Annotated in this window: 16 protein-coding genes; 9 read left to right on the top strand and 7 right to left on the bottom strand. The window is 55.8% G+C overall.

Annotated features, from left to right (window positions below):
- From QN359_RS07130 to QN359_RS07120, 3 genes are all read left to right on the top strand, one after another.
- Nucleotides 1-1,254, top strand: coding sequence for a TrbI/VirB10 family protein (locus QN359_RS07130; protein WP_322248664.1), 1,254 nt, complete (start codon nt 1-3; stop codon nt 1,252-1,254).
- Nucleotides 1,251-1,478 (top strand): DUF2274 domain-containing protein, encoded by a 228-nt coding sequence (locus QN359_RS07125; protein ID WP_322248665.1) that lies wholly within the window; start codon nt 1,251-1,253, stop codon nt 1,476-1,478. Before QN359_RS07130 ends, QN359_RS07125 begins: the two co-directional genes overlap by 4 nt.
- A 151-nt stretch (nt 1,479-1,629) precedes the next feature.
- Nucleotides 1,630-2,001 carry a helix-turn-helix transcriptional regulator gene (locus QN359_RS07120; protein WP_322118364.1) on the top strand — a complete coding sequence of 124 codons (372 nt, stop codon included), beginning with the start codon at nt 1,630-1,632 and terminating at the stop codon, nt 1,999-2,001.
- Here QN359_RS07120 and QN359_RS07115 read toward each other — a convergent pair.
- The 4 genes from QN359_RS07115 to guaB form a co-directional block, all read right to left on the bottom strand.
- Nucleotides 1,979-3,235 (bottom strand): tyrosine-type recombinase/integrase, encoded by a 1,257-nt coding sequence (locus QN359_RS07115; RefSeq protein ID WP_322209306.1) that lies wholly within the window; start codon nt 3,233-3,235, stop codon nt 1,979-1,981. The genes QN359_RS07120 and QN359_RS07115 overlap by 23 nt on opposite strands.
- 293 nt (nt 3,236-3,528) lie before the next feature.
- Nucleotides 3,529-5,121 (bottom strand): glutamine-hydrolyzing GMP synthase, encoded by a 1,593-nt coding sequence (guaA, locus tag QN359_RS07110; protein ID WP_322248667.1) that lies wholly within the window; start codon nt 5,119-5,121, stop codon nt 3,529-3,531.
- Between the two features lie 4 nt (nt 5,122-5,125).
- Entirely contained in the window at nt 5,126-6,175 is a 1,050-nt protein-coding gene (locus QN359_RS07105) for a GGDEF domain-containing protein (protein ID WP_322248668.1), read from the bottom strand.
- Between the two features lie 41 nt (nt 6,176-6,216).
- The gene (guaB, locus tag QN359_RS07100) at nt 6,217-7,677 is read right to left on the bottom strand and encodes an IMP dehydrogenase (RefSeq protein ID WP_322248669.1); all 1,461 of its coding nucleotides are present in this window, start codon (nt 7,675-7,677) and stop codon (nt 6,217-6,219) included.
- A gap of 106 nt (nt 7,678-7,783) precedes the next feature.
- On the opposite strand from guaB, the gene QN359_RS07095 reads away from it, so the two are divergent.
- A complete protein-coding gene (locus QN359_RS07095) occupies nt 7,784-8,251 on the top strand; it encodes a DUF4124 domain-containing protein (RefSeq protein ID WP_322248670.1) in 468 nt (155 codons plus the stop codon).
- On the opposite strand, the gene QN359_RS07090 is transcribed toward QN359_RS07095, so the two are convergent.
- Complete coding sequence (locus QN359_RS07090; RefSeq protein ID WP_322248671.1) at nt 8,248-8,547, bottom strand: RnfH family protein; 300 nt, start codon at nt 8,545-8,547, stop codon at nt 8,248-8,250. The genes QN359_RS07095 and QN359_RS07090 overlap by 4 nt on opposite strands.
- Nucleotides 8,544-8,975: a type II toxin-antitoxin system RatA family toxin gene (locus tag QN359_RS07085; RefSeq protein ID WP_322248672.1), complete on the bottom strand. Its 432-nt coding sequence runs from the start codon at nt 8,973-8,975 to the stop codon at nt 8,544-8,546. Before QN359_RS07085 ends, QN359_RS07090 begins: the two co-directional genes overlap by 4 nt.
- A gap of 101 nt (nt 8,976-9,076) precedes the next feature.
- On the opposite strand from QN359_RS07085, the gene smpB reads away from it, so the two are divergent.
- Nucleotides 9,077-9,526 (top strand): SsrA-binding protein SmpB, encoded by a 450-nt coding sequence (smpB, locus tag QN359_RS07080; protein WP_186910631.1) that lies wholly within the window; start codon nt 9,077-9,079, stop codon nt 9,524-9,526.
- A 16-nt stretch (nt 9,527-9,542) separates the two neighbouring features.
- On the opposite strand, the gene QN359_RS07075 is transcribed toward smpB, so the two are convergent.
- On the bottom strand, nt 9,543-9,854 hold the full coding sequence (locus QN359_RS07075; protein WP_322248673.1) for a hypothetical protein: 312 nt from the start codon (nt 9,852-9,854) through the stop codon (nt 9,543-9,545).
- A gap of 419 nt (nt 9,855-10,273) precedes the next feature.
- Between QN359_RS07075 and katG the strand changes: the two genes are divergently transcribed.
- The 4 genes from katG to QN359_RS07055 all read left to right on the top strand — a co-directional run bounded on the left by katG (nt 10,274) and on the right by QN359_RS07055 (nt 15,220).
- Nucleotides 10,274-12,466, top strand: coding sequence for a catalase/peroxidase HPI (gene katG, locus QN359_RS07070; protein WP_322248674.1), 2,193 nt, complete (start codon nt 10,274-10,276; stop codon nt 12,464-12,466).
- A 137-nt stretch (nt 12,467-12,603) separates the two neighbouring features.
- Entirely contained in the window at nt 12,604-13,374 is a 771-nt protein-coding gene (gene ompR, locus QN359_RS07065) for a two-component system response regulator OmpR (RefSeq protein ID WP_322248675.1), read from the top strand.
- An 11-nt stretch (nt 13,375-13,385) separates the two neighbouring features.
- Entirely contained in the window at nt 13,386-14,753 is a 1,368-nt protein-coding gene (locus QN359_RS07060; protein ID WP_322248676.1) for an ATP-binding protein, read from the top strand.
- Nucleotides 14,754-14,911: 158 nt separating this feature from the next.
- Nucleotides 14,912-15,220: a helix-turn-helix transcriptional regulator gene (locus QN359_RS07055; protein WP_322248677.1), complete on the top strand. Its 309-nt coding sequence runs from the start codon at nt 14,912-14,914 to the stop codon at nt 15,218-15,220.
- Nucleotides 15,221-15,533: the final 313 nt, after the last annotated feature.

Genomic DNA, 15,533 nt, shown 5'->3' with positions numbered 1-15,533 from the left:
ATGAGCACGCCCGCCACGCCACCACCAACTGGGTTGAATAAGGCCGACCCGGACACCATGGCTCTGCGCGCGTCGCCGCGCCCGGTCACGCGACTGAACCGGCGCATGCTGGCCGTCCTTGCTGGAACGCTGGGCGCGGTCGTATTGGGCGGCACACTTTGGTCGCTGCAATCGCACAAACGCGAGCGCAACGCGGCCGCCGAGCTGTACAACGTGGATCGTGTCTCACATGCCGAGAACCTCGACCAGTTGCCCAAGGACTATTCCAAGGTGCCGGTGGCTGCCAAGCCGGTGCCCGTTTTGGGTGAACCATTGCCGGGCGATTTGGGTCCGGCCATAGTGGCACAGCGTAACGCGGGAGCGCCCGCGCAGACTGGGCGCATTGCACAGCCAGGTGATGCCGACGAGGCGGCACATTCGGGGGTTTTCTTTCGCAGCGGTGCGGTCAAAGCGGCAGCGTCGCCCACTTCGACTACGGCCATGCCCGAGTCGGTATCTGGCAACCAGCCATTCAATCCGATGGCGCCTGCGGTCGCATCGGCGCAGCCGACCGACCCGACGGCGGTGCAAAACCGGCAGGATCAGAAGCAGGCGTTTGTCGCCAATGGCGGCGACACCGCAACCCGCAATCCGGCCAGCTTGCAATTGCCAACCTCTCCCTACCAAGTGATGGCGGGCACCATCATTCCGGCAGCGCTGGTGACGGGCATCAATTCCGACCTGCCGGGACAGGTCATCGCCAACGTCACCGAGGCGGTCTACGACACGGCCACGGGTCGCTTCCTGCTGATTCCGCAGGGTTCGCGCCTGATCGGCCGCTACGACAGCCAGGTGTCATTCGGTCAGCGGCGCGTATTACTTGTGTGGACACGGTTGATCCTGCCCGATACCTCATCCATTTCGCTCGACCGCCTGCCCGGCATCGACCCGGCGGGTTATGCCGGACTGGAAGATGGCGTCGATTGGCATTGGGATCGCATCCTCGCTGGCGCTGCGCTGTCCACGCTACTCGGCGTGGGTGCTGAACTGGCTGCGCCTGATCGAACCGGCAGCGATAGCAAAATCATCATCGCCACACGTCAGAGTGGGCAGGACACAGTGAACCAGGTCGGTCAGGAAATCACCAAACGCAATGTGAGCATCCAGCCGACGCTTACTATCCGGCCCGGCTTCCCAATGCGGGTTATGGTGAACAAGGATCTGATCCTGCGGCCGTATCAGCCGCTGTTCTTTCAGAAGGGATCATCGCAATGAGTACGACCACCAACAAGCTGCGGCTGGGGCCGCTGCCGACCAAGACTGAGACAGTCAAAATCACCATTGCGCTCACCACCGCGTTGAAGACCGACTTGGAACGCTACGCCGCGCAACATGCTCAGACCTACGGCGAGCCGATTGATGCCACGACGCTGATCCCGCACATGCTCGAAGCATTCATGGCGCGGGATCGCGGCTTCAAGAAGATCACGGCGAAGTGATTCACAACCGCGCCGCGTGAGCGCAATCGGAATACGCTCATGCACGCCTGAGCGAGTTTTCAATAGATGCCGGAAAGATCACCATCACAGGACCGTATTTATATCGGCGGTTGCAATGCACGCAGCAACTGCCCTGCTGATGGAGAAGATCATGAACAAAGCAGATCGAAGTTTGCAGGCCGCGAGGTCGAACAACGACTCTGATGCAAACGACCTGCACGGCATGCCGCTACCACGACTGATCGCGCCGAATATCTTGCCGTTCCGACGCACGATCCGCCGTCCCGAGTTGCGACAAATCGTGCCTCTGGCCGACACCACGATCTACGACATGGAACGGCGCGGTGAATTTCCGCGCAGGTTCAATCTAACCGCACGCTGCGTGGTGTGGGATTTGACGGAGGTAGAGGCATGGCTTGATGCGCGCCGCCAAGCTTCCGACAGCGCGCAGATAAAACGAGCCCCCTCGCCGGACGTGCGTCAGCGCAAGCACCGCCCCGTCAAAGCAACGCCTGTGTCGTGATGATCTTCATCGACGGGGGCAGCAACGTCGGGGTGTGCGATTCGCCGGCCACCCAGGCGTCAACCATGTCGGCCCACTCTTGCAGCATGTGGCGGCGCTGCTCGGCGTATTCAGCCTTGTTGTAGATGCCGCGTGATGAACGGCCATCTTCGTGGGCAAGACACTTCTCGATCCAGTCACTGTTGAAGCCCAACTCGTTGAGGATGGTCGAACCGGTGCGGCGCAGGTCATGCACAGTGAAATTTTCGATTGGCAGACCCTTCGCTTTCGACCGCTCCACGACTATCTGCCCGACACGGTTCAGCGTGGCGTTCGACATACACTTGTCGCCGTCATAGCGCGAAGGCAACAGGTATCTTGAGCCACCGGCGCAGGTGCGCAGTGCGATCATGATGTCGAGCGCCTGCTGCGACAGGTAGATGTTGTGGGCCTTGCCGGCCTTCATGCGGGCTTTTGGGATAGTCCACAGTGCTTTCTCGAAATCGATCTCATCCCATGTCGCGTGGATCAGTTCACCTTTGCGCACCAGCGTGAGCAAGATCAGCCGCAGACCCAGTTTGATGGTCGGGTACGAAGCGACGTACTCCAACTGCTTGAGCATGATGCGTATCTCGGACGGCGACAGCGCTCGATCCCGTGCCACGAAAGTGGCGATCGACGATGGTCCAACGTCGTCGGCAGGGTTGGCCACCTTCTCGCCGTGCAAGATGGCAAAACCGTAGATTTGCTTGATGATGTCGCGAACATGGATTGCCGTTGCTGGCGCTCCCCTCCCCTTCACCTTGTCGCACAGATCGCGCAGGTCATCAGGACTTATCTCGCTCAGCAAGCGGCTCTTGAACACAGGCAGGATGTCCCGGTCAAGGATGCTCTTGCGCATCGACCGCGTGCTGTCGGCCATCCGCGCACCCTCGTACCACTCGTCGGTAAATTCCTGGAAGGTTTTGGCGTCCGAAAGGCGCCTCTTCTCTCGCTGCTTTTCCTGCGCCGGAGACTGTCCTTCCGAAACTGCCCGCTTCGCGTCGATGCACTTTTCGCGTGCACGGGCCAGCGACAGACCGCCTGGCCCATAACGGCCAATCGTCAGCGTTTCGCGCCTGCTATTGATCCGGTAGTCATAACGGAACGTGACGGTACCCGCCGTCGAGACCGTCACATACATGCCATCCCTGTCCGTCACCTTGTAGGGCGCATCCTTGGGTTTGAGATTCTTCAGTGCGGTATCGGTCAGCATGGTGTCCTCCTGAGAACGGCAATTTTACCGTCAACGACTCAAAAGACACAGAATGCTCTGAAACCCGCATGAATACTAGCTCTTTCTCTTATTTTTTACCGTCAGAGCCGAAAACGGTCAGACGGTAAATATTTTTAGATGACTTGCCTAGCTTTCATTACCGTCAGGATTACCGACAAAAAGATTCGCTTGCCGTCAATAGATGCCGATAGCTTTCGCGGTATAAACTTATATAAATCAATAAGTTAAGCTACTTTTCCGATAGTCCACGAAAGCTGCTGAAAGACCTAAAATCATTCCCACTCTATCGTCGCCGGCGGCTTCCCCGAAATATCATACACCACGCGATTAATACCGCGCACTTCATTGATGATGCGGTTCGAGACTTTGCCGAGCAATTCGTGCGGCAAATGTGCCCAGTGCGCGGTCATGAAATCTTGCGTCTGCACGGCGCGCAAAGCCACCACGTATTCGTAAGTGCGCCCATCACCCATCACGCCGACCGATTTGACCGGCAAGAAAACCGCAAACGCCTGGCTGGTGGCATCGTACCAACTGACTGGCACAGCGGCTTTGTCATCGACGAAATTATTGCGCAACTCTTCGATGAAAATCGCATCGGCACGACGCAAGAGGTCGGCAAATTCTTTATTGACGGCACCGAGGATGCGCACACCGAGGCCAGGACCCGGGAAAGGATGACGGTACACCATGCCATGCGGCAGACCGAGCGCGACGCCGAGCTTGCGCACTTCATCTTTGAACAGTTCGCGTAAAGGCTCGAGCAGTTGCAGCTTGAGAGTATCAGGCAAACCGCCGACATTGTGATGGCTCTTGATGGTGTGCGAACCCTTCTTGCCTTTGCCGGCACTTTCGATCACGTCCGGGTAGATGGTGCCTTGCGCCAGCCATTTGGCTTTGCTCAGCTTGGCCGATTCGACTTGGAAGACTTCGACGAATTCGCGGCCGATGATTTTGCGTTTGGCTTCCGGATCGGCGACGCCGGCCAAGTGACCCATGAACTGGGCCGTGGCATCGACGTGGATGACTTTCACGCCGAGGTTGTTGGCAAACATTTCCATCACCATCTTGCCTTCGTCGAGACGCAGCAAGCCATGGTCGACGAAGACGCAGGTTAATTGGTCGCCGATGGCACGGTGTATCAGCGCCGCGGCGACACTGCTGTCGACCCCGCCGGAGAGACCGAGGATCACTTCATCGCTGCCGACTTGGGCACGAATCGACGCGACCGCTTCGGCGATGTAATCGGGCATATTCCAATCGGATTGGCAGCCGCAAATTTGATGCACGAAGCGGGCGATGATGGCTTCGCCTTGCAGAGTGTGCGTGACTTCCGGATGAAATTGAACGGCATAAAAACGCCGTGCTTCATCGGCCATTGCGGCGATCGGACAATTGTCGGTCGAGGCCATGAGTTTGAAACCGGGCGGCATGTCATTGACCTTGTCGCCGTGACTCATCCAGACCTTGAGCATGCCATGGCCTTCGGCCGTGACGAAGTCATGAATGCCATCAAACAGCGCGGTATGGCCGCGCGCGCGCACTTCGGCGTAGCCGAATTCACGCACCGTGCCGTTTTCCACTTTGCCACCCAATTGTGCGGCCATGGTTTGCATGCCGTAGCAAATGCCGAGTACCGGCACGCCGGCATCGAACACCGCCAGCGGTGCGCGCGGGGTATCGCCATCGGTGACGCTGTTGGGGCCGCCCGAGAGGATGATGCCGGCAGCACCATAGTTACGAATGAATTCATCGCTGACATCATACGGATGCACTTCAGAAAACACGCCGGCGTCGCGCACACGACGAGCAATCAATTGGGTCACTTGTGAACCGAAGTCCAGAATCAGAATTTTAGAGTGCATAAAATCAAATTATCATGTCAGGATGGTCGGGCTTGGCCTGAACCACCGTATTGTTTCCTGCATTCCTCGCAGAGAGCAGGGCTTGTTCAGCCAGGCTGATGAATGTTTCAGGATCGATGTCGGGAAAAATGTCGCTCGCTGCCAACCCGGCACAAATCGTCATTGCAGTTGCTGTATTACCTATTACTTCGGGGTGCATCGTGATGGCCAAGCGTATTCGCTCGGCTACCGCGGTGGCCACCAGATGCGAAGCGCCGGGCAAGACCACCAACAATTGGTCGCTGCCGTAACGGCCCAAGGCATCAAACGGTCGTATGCATGAGCGTATGCGGCTGACCGTGCGTATCAAAATCTGATCGCTGAGCGCCATGCCATACTGGGCCCGTACCGCATCGAGCTGATCGGGATACACTAACAGCAGTGACAAGGGTTTACGGGCCTTGTTACAGCGATCGAGCTCGATGCGCAAAGAGCGCAGGATGGCGGTTTTATTCCAAGTCCCGAGCAGCGGATCAAGCAGCGATTCACGCTTGAGTTGGCGGTTCTCTTTGAGCAGTTCGATTTGCTGCTGATATATCAGACCCAAGGCCAGTTCGCGCTCGATCACGATCGCTAAATCGGTCAATAACAAATGCTGCGCCTCGCTCATCGTGCGCACCTGATAATCGAGCAGGCGGATGCAGCCGATCAGCTTGCCATCCTGCGCGTAAATCGGATACGACACGTAAAAGCGAATGTAGGGCACGCCGACGACGCCGCGATGGCTGGCAAAATGTTCGTTGGCCGCTAAATCCGGCACCACGACAAACTCTTCCGACAAAGCCAAGCTGTCGGAAAACCCGGCTTCCATCTCGGTGATCGAACGGCCACTGCCACCGGAACGGCCGCTGACATGGCCGAACGAAACAAAGCAATTGGCCACGGCGAACAGTTGCACACCCATGCGTTCGAAGCGGCTGATCTTCGCTTCGAACTTTTCATTCAACATCCGTTCCATCCCGGAGTTGGCGAAAAGTATGGTAGTGGAACTGGCGCTCTCAGCACTGGCTGACATGCTATTCTCCTCGGCCCTAAGGGCGCGCAGTCAAACGGCGATCAATCGGCACGGTAGTTCGGTGCTTCCTTGGTAATTTGCACATCATGGACATGCGATTCGCGCATGCCGGCCGAAGTGATTTCGACAAATTCGGCCTTGGTATGCAAGTCGTCAATCGAAGCGCAACCACAGTAACCCATGGAAGAACGGACGCCACCGACGAGTTGATACAAAATCGCCAAGACGCTGCCTTTATAAGGAACCCGGCCTTCTATGCCTTCTGGTACCAGTTTGTCGGCATTGTTGGAGGCATCTTGGAAGTAACGATCAGCCGAACCATCGGCCATAGCGCCGAGGCTACCCATGCCGCGATACGATTTGTAGCTGCGTCCTTGGAACAAGATGACTTCACCAGGCGCTTCTTCAGTACCGGCAAACATGCTGCCCATCATCACGGTTGAGGCACCAGCTGCCAACGCTTTCGAGACATCGCCGGAAAAACGTACACCACCATCGGCGATACACGGCACGCCCGTGCCTTTGAGTGCATTGGCGACATTGGCAATCGCAGAAATTTGCGGCACGCCCACACCAGCGACGATGCGCGTGGTGCAGATCGAGCCGGGACCGATACCGACCTTGACCGCGTCCGCACCATGCTCGACCAGCGCCAGCGCTGCTGCTGCGGTGGCAATATTGCCACCGATAACTTGAATGTGCGGATAATTATCTTTTACCCAACGTACCCGGTCGAGCACGCCTTTGGAGTGACCATGCGCGGTATCGACCACGATCACATCGACCCCAGCTTTGGAGAGCAAATCAACGCGCTCTTCGTTGTCAGCACCGACGCCGACAGCCGCGCCGACGCGCAGTTTGCCGTGTTCATCTTTGGAGGCAAACGGATGTTCGGTCGATTTTTGGATATCTTTTACTGTGATGAGGCCGCGCAATTCAAAGGCAGCATTGACCACTAACACACGTTCGAGACGGTGTTTATTCATCAAACGCTTGGCTTCGGACAAATCGGCCGCTTCATCGACGTAGACCAATTTTTCTCGCGGCGTCATTTTGGCGCGCGCTTCGGCGTCGAGTTCTTCTTCGAAACGCAAATCGCGGTTGGTAATGATACCGACGACGGTGTTACCTTCGACGACAGGGAAACCACTGATGCCATGTTGCTGAGATAAGGCGATGACTTCGCGAATCTTCATGCTCGGCGGGATGGTGATAGGATCACGCAAGACGCCCGATTCAAAACGCTTGACCTTGGCCACTTCGCGCGCTTGCTCTTTGGCCGTCATGTTTTTGTGAATGATACCGATGCCGCCCTCTTGAGCCATGGCAATTGCGAGCCGGGCTTCGGTGACGGTATCCATCGCGGCGGATATCAAAGGGATACGGATATCGATATTTCGCGTCAGCTTGGTAGCGAGCGAAGTATCTTTTGGTAAGATGTCTGAATAAGCTGGAACGAGGAGCACATCGTCAAATGTGAGTGCTTTTTGTAGTAGACGCATACTATTTCCTATAGGCGCAAAAGCAAATTATACAGAAAACTTGCCGTCTAGTCTCTGTGCGTGTAAAACTCTTGCATCTTTTGATTATTTTTTAACGAGACTTCTTATGTCCAACACCGGCCGCTGCCTGTTTTCTGTGCTTTTCATGCTTAGTTGCGCTAATGCAAGCGCTCAGTATGTCTGGGTAGACGAGAAAGGCGTCAAGCAATTTACCGATACCCCACCACCAGCTTCGATCGCCAGCAAAAAAATTCTCAAGAATCAAAGTAATAGCTTAGCCAGCAAGGCGGCCGAGCCGGAGGCGAAACCAACGCCAGCAACTTTGTCCAGCCGCAATGAAGATTACAACAAACGGCGCGTCGAGCAAGCCGAGAAAGACCGCAAAGCGGCAGCCGATCAACAATTAGCTGATAATAAAAAACAAAATTGTGAGCGCGCCCGATCATATCAACAGTCCCTCGATGGTGGCTCGCGCATCGTGCGTACTGATAAAAATGGACAACGTAACTTCCTCGACGATGCCGAACGGCAAAAAGAAAGCGAAGCAGTGAAAAAGCATTTGGCGGATTGCTAAGTGCGGGCGGCCAGCTGTTTGGCGGCCCGGCGGCGGCGCGCTTCCATAGGATCGGCCGACAAAGGGCGGTAAATTTCAACTCTGTCGAGGTGATGAAGTAGCGCATCGAGCGGCTTCAATTTGCCGAACACGCCATATGTCCAAGTGCCGATGGTCAATTCGGGATACAGCGCAAGGATGCCGCTGGCCTGGACTGCCTCGGCCAGCGTAGCACCAGCAGGCAGTTCCAAATCCAGCAAGCGATAGCCAGACTGGGCGCAATAACAAACTTGCACCTGCACGAGTGCGGTACTCACGCGTAGACTTTATCGGCGCGGGCGCAAAACGAATCGACAAAGCTGTTGATGATCTTGCCAAATACCGGGCCGATCAAATGTTCCAATAATTTACTGGAAAATTCGTAGCTGAGATCAAATTCGATTTTGCAGGCATCGGCGCGCAATTCGCTGAATTTCCAGCAGCCGCTCAATTGCCGGAACGGGCCGTCGACCAAGCTCATTTCCATCGTGTGCGGTGCTTGGTTCTGATTACGGGTGGTGAAACTTTGCTTGATGCCGTGATAATTTATCGCCAAAGTCGCGGTAAGATGTGTCTCTGAGCGCTCAACTACCGTGACGCCGCCACACCAAGGCAAAAATTCAGGATATTTTTCGACCTCGTCCACGAGAGCGAACATCTGTGCAGCACTGTAAGCGACGAAAACTGTTTTATGTACGACTGCCATCTCAGGTAACCATTTGGTAGAATCACAGGTTCGCATTTTAACCGAGTCACCCCCATCGCCGAAGCAAATTTGCGACGACGAGTAACCAAATTTTCACCCTCATGAGCATTGCTGATAATAAAAAAGCATTCCACGACTATTTTATCGAGGAACAATTCGAAGCCGGCGTCGTACTGCAAGGCTGGGAAGTCAAAGCCATACGCGCGGGTCGCCTGCAACTCAAAGAAGCCTATGTCATCGTCCGCGATGGCGAGATTTTCTTGTTCGGCGCGCACATAGGCGCGCTACCTACTGCTTCCACCCACATCCACCCCGACTCTGTACGCACGCGCAAGTTATTGTTGCATGCGGCAGAAATCAGTAAATTAATTGGCAAGGTAGAACGTTCCGGCTACACCATGGTGCCGCTGAACATGCACTTCGTCAAAGGTCGGATCAAATGTCAGATCGGCTTGGCCAAGGGTAAAAAGCAGCATGACAAACGCGACACTGAAAAAGAACGCGACTGGCAGCGTGAGCAACAAAAAATCATGAAGCAGCATCGCCGTTAAGGCAGCGCCACGTCCCTCAATGCCGCGGGCGCGGCAATTCTTGTTCGCTCTGGCGGATTTGCTCGCGCAGCATCTGCCTCTGATCGGCATCTAATTGCGCTTTGCTGGCCGCCGCTTTACTCACCTCGGCGTGGCTAGCCTCACATGCCCCCGCCCCACCCTTCCGGTCTGAAGCACAAGTCGGTAGCGGCTTATGCGGCGCTTTTTCGGTTTGACTGCCGCCAGCCATGTGCCGACCAGCATGCGCCGACCAACACAGGACTGGCACCATCGTCAGCCAAACCAGCACAATGTAAAACAGAGCACGGACACAAACAACTGGTTTCATGCGGTCAGCAAGCCTGTATAGGATGGGCAGAAATATCCTGTGCAGCAAAACCACATCAGGAGGCGCGCAGTGAATCGGCACGCCTACGATTCTATGCGGAAACACCGCCGCGTACCAGCGCCAACTTAAAATTGCCTGTGATCATTTGCATAAAATGTCTTTGAACTCGGGAACCTATGCGTTCGCGAAACAGTCACTCTTAGAGATGCCACAGTATATCGAGCCGTCAGGCTCCTCACCCACTCCCGAGTCAGCGCTTCACCTGAGTCAGGCGCTGAGACGCTACTCGGGCATTTCGTTATAGTTAAAATAAATCGATTCGATCATTTCAATTAAGTAGCGTTTCAGTCATTGTCGACCTAAGATGCATCATGCCTTTCATGGAGTAGTCCCACCGCCACTTATCACCGGAGTCTAGCATGTCAAATGAAGAAAAATGTCCGTTCAACCACAGTGCAGGTAAGAATGCCGTCGCCGGCACCCCCAGCAACGCCAGTTGGTGGCCCGATCAATTGAATCTGAAAATTCTGCATCAACAATCGCCGCGTGCCAACCCCATGTCAGCCGACTTCGATTACGCCACGGCCTTCAAGCAACTCGATCTGGCTGCCGTCATCGCCGATCTGCATGTCTTGATGACGGATTCGCAGCCTTGGTGGCCGGCCGATTATGGCCACTACGGCCCATTTTTCATCCGCATGGCGTGGCACAGTGCCGGCACGTATCGCGTCAGCGATGGCCGCGGCGGTGTGGCCGGTGGCGCGCAGCGCTTCGCGCCACTCAATAGTTGGCCTGATAATGGCAACCTCGATAAGGCACGGCGCTTACTCTGGCCGATCAAGCAAAAATACGGCCAAGCACTGTCTTGGTCTGATTTGATCGTATTAGCCGGCACCGTGGCACTGGAATCGATGGGCTGCCCGAGCTTTGGCTTTGCCGGCGGCCGCCAAGATATCTGGGAGCCGGACGACGCGACCTTCTGGGGTGCCGAAACCGCTTGGATGACAGAGCAGCGCTACAGCGGTGAGCGCGATTTGGCTCAGCCGCTGGCGGCGGTACAGATGGGTTTGATCTACGTCAATCCGGAAGGTCCGGACGGTCAACCCGACCCACTCGGTTCGGCGCGCGACATCCGCGAAACCTTTGCGCGTATGGCGATGAATGATGAAGAAACGGTAGCCCTGGTGGCTGGTGGCCACACCTTCGGCAAGGCCCATGGTGCCGGTGATGTGGCGCGAGTCGGTGCGGAACCGGAAGCGGCCCCGATCGAAGAGCAAGGCTTGGGCTGGAAAAACAGCTTAGGCAACGGTAGTGGCGTATATGCCATTACCAGCGGCATAGAAGGTGCGTGGACTGCCACCCCTACCCAATGGGACAACAGCTATTTCGACACCTTGTTCGGCTATGAATGGGAATTATGCAAGAGCCCGGCCGGCGCCCATCAATGGACCCCGACCGATCCGGCCGCTAAAACCACGGTACCGGATGCGCATGATGCCAGCCGCCGCCATGCGCCTATGATGACGACCGCCGATATCGCCTTGCGTGTCGATCCGGCGTATCAAGTCATTGCCAAACGTTTTCAAGCCAATCCGCAAGAATTCGCCACGGCCTTCAGCCGCGCTTGGTACAAATTAACCCATCGCGACATGGGCCCGGCAGCGCGCTTACTCGGCCCCTTGGTGCCGCACGAAGTTTTGCTGTGGCAAGATCCGATTCCAGCGCTGAACCATCGCTTGGTCGACCCGCAAGATCTGCTCCAGTTAAAGTCGCAATTACTCACCAGCGGCCTGTCGATCAGCCAGTTGGTCAATACCGCTTGGGCCGCTGCGGCGAGCTTTCGCGGCAGCGACAAACGCGGCGGCGCCAATGGCGCAAGGATCGCGCTGGCTCCGCAAAAAGACTGGGAAGCCAATGCACCACAACAATTGGCCGAAGTCTTACCGAAACTCACAGCGATACAGCAGGCATTCAATACTGCGCAAACCGATGGCAAGCAGATTTCCTTGGCCGACCTGATTGTATTGGGTGGCGCTGCCGCCATCGAAAGTGCGGCAGCCAAAGCCGGCCACGTGCTCAGCGTGCCATTTACCTCAGGGCGCATGGATGCCACGCCAGCGCAAACCGATGTCGAATCATTTGCCGTGCTCGAAGCCGCTGCCGATGGCTTCCGAAATTACGTGCGTCCCGGTTTCGAATCGGCCGCTGCGGCCTTATTGATTGACAAGGCGCAGCAACTGACTTTAAGTGCGCCGGAAATGACGGCTTTGATCGGCGGCATGCGTGTCTTGAACGCCAATACGGGACAAGTCGCACACGGCGTATTGACCGATAAACCGGAAAGCTTGAGCAATGATTTCTTCCTCAACCTGCTCGATATGGCTACCGTCTGGCGCCCCGCTGCCGCAACCGGCGTCTTGGAAGGGCGCGATCGTGCCAGCGGTCAGTTGAAATGGACTGCCACCGTGGTCGATTTAGTGTTCGGCTCAAATGCGCAACTGCGCGCGCTGGCGGAAGTGTATGCCAGTGCCGATGGCGAAGCGACGTTCTTGCGCGACTTCGTCGCCGCATGGCATAAAGTGATGCAGCTCGACCGTTTTGATTTAGCGTAATTCAACAGCGCCGCCCCCTCCCCGCTGTTTGCGGGAGGGGTTTTTCACAGGCAAAATGTAACAATTCATGTGTAACAATTTGTAAGCCTCGCCATTAAGCGGTTTCCAAGTATCAGCGATGCCAGTAAGATATTCGCATGCAAAATCACCCACCCCTCTCTGACACCGGCAGCCCTCCCGCCATTTCCCCACCAAAAGCAAAAATTCTGGTCGTTGATGATGATGTGCGCTTGCGTGAATTATTACGCCGCTACTTGACCGAACAAGGTTTTCAAGTGGTCGGCGCGGAAAATGCGCAAGCCATGAATAAATTATGGATACGCGAACGCTACGACATGCTGGTGCTCGATTTGATGTTGCCAGGCGAAGATGGCTTGGCCATTTGCCGCCGTCTGCGCGGTGCCGGTGATAAAACACCGATCATCATGCTGACGGCGAAAAGCGATGAAGTCGATCGCATCATCGGCTTGGAAATGGGTGCCGATGATTATCTGCCTAAACCATTCAATCCGCGCGAGCTGGTGGCCCGCATCAATGCCGTCTTGCGCCGCAAAGCCCCCGATGAATTGCCGGGTGCCCCCTCGGAAGGCGCGCAAAGCTTCGCTTTCGGCGATTTCGTTCTCGATCTGGCAACCCGCACACTGAAAAAGAAGCAAGATACCGTGGCGCTGACGACCGGCGAATTCTCGGTACTCAAAGTGTTTGCGCGCCATGCACGGCAACCGCTGTCGCGCGAAAAATTGATGGAACTGGCGCGCGGACGCGAATATGAAGTGTTTGATCGCAGCCTTGACGTGCAAATTTCTCGCCTGCGCAAATTAATCGAACCCGACCCTTCCAATCCGCTCTACATACAAACAGTGTGGGGGCTCGGTTACGTTTTCATTCCCGATGCCCATAAAAACTAACACGCAGTAGCATGCGTTCTTACCTCAACAGCTTGACATGGTTAGGCAGCGGCCTGTTCTGGCGCACCTTCTTCATGCTGGTATGTTTGGTCATCGTCAGCATGGCATTCTGGCTACTCAGCTTTCGTAGCCTGGAGCGCTCGCCACGGGCGCAGCAATTGAGTACGCAAATTGTATCGATTGCGACCATCACGCGCTCGGCACTGACGCATGCGGCACCGGAACAGCGGCGCGCACTACTGCATGATTTGGCCAATAACGAAGGCATACGAATTTATTTTCTGCGCGACGGCGACACCGTTGAAGCCGCCGAAGCCAGCGCGTTTTTCATAGAGTTGAGCGCACTGCTCAAAACCAAGCTGGGTCAGGCCACCCGCTTCGCGCGCGCGGTCAACGGTATCAGCGGTTTTTGGGTCAGCATTGATATCGAGGGTGACCCGTATTGGCTGCGCTTGGAAGAAGACCGGGTTGAGCCACCGTTTACGATGCCCGTTCTGGGTTGGGCGTTTGCCACCCTGCTCGTCACCCTACTCGGTGCGGCCGCCAGTTCGAAACTGATCAACGAGCCGCTGTCACGCCTGAGCCGCGCCTCGCGCCTGCTGGCACAAGGCCGGCAACCACCGCTACTACCGGAACGCGGACTCAAAGAAATTCGCGACACCAATGCCAGCTTCAACCACATGGTGGCCGATTTAGCGCGCATCGATGTCGACCGCAGCATCATTTTGGCCGGCATTTCCCATGACCTGCGCACGCCCTTAGCACGCATGCAACTCGAAGTGGAAATGGCGGTCGTCGACGATGCGGCGCGCACCGGCATGCAAGCCGATTTAGCCCAGATGGATGAAATCATCAATCAATTCCTCGATTATGCCAAGCCGATAGAGAGTCTGCGTTTCCAACAAATCAATATCGGCCAATTACTGGCGCAATTAGTCTCTGAGTATTCACGAGTGAATTACCTGCACATCCACAGCGCACTGGCCGAGGATTTGCATATCGCTGGCAACGCCACCGAATTGCGCCGCTTATTCAGCAATCTGATCGAAAATGCCTGCCGCTACGGCAAAAACCCGGACCAATTGAATACCGTTATCGAGATTCAATGCTCGTATAAAAACAAAGGTAAAAAGCAAGGCATACTGATCAGTTTTCGCGATTATGGAGAGGGTGCCCCGGGTGACGATCTCAATAAATTACTCAAGCCCTTCACCCGCGCCGATGCTTCACGCAGCCAAGCCAATGGTTCCGGACTGGGACTGGCGATCGTCGACCGCATCGTGCGCCGTCATCGCGGTCGCTTGCGTATCTACAACCATGATCACAAGGGCTTTGTGGCGGTGATGGTTTTTCCGGAAATCAAGTTCAGAGATTACTAGGAGTCTGTCGGACTGAAGGAATCGAAGCGATTTTGCAGCCGATTACTCCTAAGCCCGACAGACTCCTGGGAGTCGCGTGCGAACGTTCATCCTCTTGATTGTAGCTTTCCTAAGAGCTGCTATACTTAATCTGGTAAATAAGAGATTCAAGGAAAGCCATGATCTGCGAACTGATGAGCGCCCCCGAGTTGGCCTCCGGCATAGGAAAGAACTTGCGACTGGCGCGCGCGGCGCGCGGTTTGCGCCAAGAAGACTTAGCGCTGGCAAGCGGTGCCAGCGTGCAAGCGATTAAAAATTTGGAAGGTGGCGGCAAAGTCGAATTGATCACCTTCCTCAAAGTGGTGCAGGCTTTGAATTTGGCACGCGGCGTATGGGAAAGTTGTCAACCGCAAGCGCAAACGCTCGATGAAATTGAGCGCATCGAGGCGGCCCGTGCCACGGCTTCACGTGTCAGAGCGCGGCTATGAGCAAACGACTGGCAGTGCATTTGGATTTCGGTGCCACCGCCAAACCGCTGCTGCTTGGAGAGTGCATCTGGGTGGATAGTGAAAAAGTGGCGGCTTTCCAATGGAGCGCAGCGGCGATTGCTGCCGGATTCAATTTATCGGATTTGCGCGTAAAACCCCGTCGTTCAGAGGCTGTCGCAAAAGCCTGATGGACGCGTTTTTAAACCTGAAACACCGTATACCTCGTCATTCCCGCGTGCTTTTGGCGGGAACCCAGTGTCGTTTTCAGCGCTGAAAACACGATCATATCTGGCATTTTCAGTTAACCACGAAC

The sequence above is a fragment of the Undibacterium sp. 5I2 genome (genome assembly GCF_035019605.1).
Taxonomy (GTDB): domain Bacteria; phylum Pseudomonadota; class Gammaproteobacteria; order Burkholderiales; family Burkholderiaceae_D; genus Undibacterium.
Note: the sequence above shows the minus strand (reverse complement) of the source record. Positions and strands in the feature narration are given on the sequence as shown.

What these genes read in the sequence shown, in the direction of transcription:
- QN359_RS07105 (WP_322248668.1), bottom strand. Translation starts at nt 6,175, where the DNA reads ATGTCAGCCAGTGCTGAGAGCGCCAGTTCCACTACCATACTTTTCGCC.
- guaB (WP_322248669.1), bottom strand. Translation starts at nt 7,677, where the DNA reads ATGCGTCTACTACAAAAAGCACTCACATTTGACGATGTGCTCCTCGTT.
- QN359_RS07060 (WP_322248676.1), top strand. Translation starts at nt 13,386, where the DNA reads ATGCGTTCTTACCTCAACAGCTTGACATGGTTAGGCAGCGGCCTGTTC.
- QN359_RS07130 (WP_322248664.1), top strand. Translation starts at nt 1, where the DNA reads ATGAGCACGCCCGCCACGCCACCACCAACTGGGTTGAATAAGGCCGAC.
- QN359_RS07085 (WP_322248672.1), bottom strand. Translation starts at nt 8,975, where the DNA reads ATGGCAGTCGTACATAAAACAGTTTTCGTCGCTTACAGTGCTGCACAG.
- katG (WP_322248674.1), top strand. Translation starts at nt 10,274, where the DNA reads ATGTCAAATGAAGAAAAATGTCCGTTCAACCACAGTGCAGGTAAGAAT.
- QN359_RS07120 (WP_322118364.1), top strand. Translation starts at nt 1,630, where the DNA reads ATGAACAAAGCAGATCGAAGTTTGCAGGCCGCGAGGTCGAACAACGAC.
- QN359_RS07125 (WP_322248665.1), top strand. Translation starts at nt 1,251, where the DNA reads ATGAGTACGACCACCAACAAGCTGCGGCTGGGGCCGCTGCCGACCAAG.
- QN359_RS07055 (WP_322248677.1), top strand. Translation starts at nt 14,912, where the DNA reads ATGATCTGCGAACTGATGAGCGCCCCCGAGTTGGCCTCCGGCATAGGA.
- ompR (WP_322248675.1), top strand. Translation starts at nt 12,604, where the DNA reads ATGCAAAATCACCCACCCCTCTCTGACACCGGCAGCCCTCCCGCCATT.
- guaA (WP_322248667.1), bottom strand. Translation starts at nt 5,121, where the DNA reads ATGCACTCTAAAATTCTGATTCTGGACTTCGGTTCACAAGTGACCCAA.
- QN359_RS07075 (WP_322248673.1), bottom strand. Translation starts at nt 9,854, where the DNA reads ATGAAACCAGTTGTTTGTGTCCGTGCTCTGTTTTACATTGTGCTGGTT.
- smpB (WP_186910631.1), top strand. Translation starts at nt 9,077, where the DNA reads ATGAGCATTGCTGATAATAAAAAAGCATTCCACGACTATTTTATCGAG.
- QN359_RS07115 (WP_322209306.1), bottom strand. Translation starts at nt 3,235, where the DNA reads ATGCTGACCGATACCGCACTGAAGAATCTCAAACCCAAGGATGCGCCC.
- QN359_RS07095 (WP_322248670.1), top strand. Translation starts at nt 7,784, where the DNA reads ATGTCCAACACCGGCCGCTGCCTGTTTTCTGTGCTTTTCATGCTTAGT.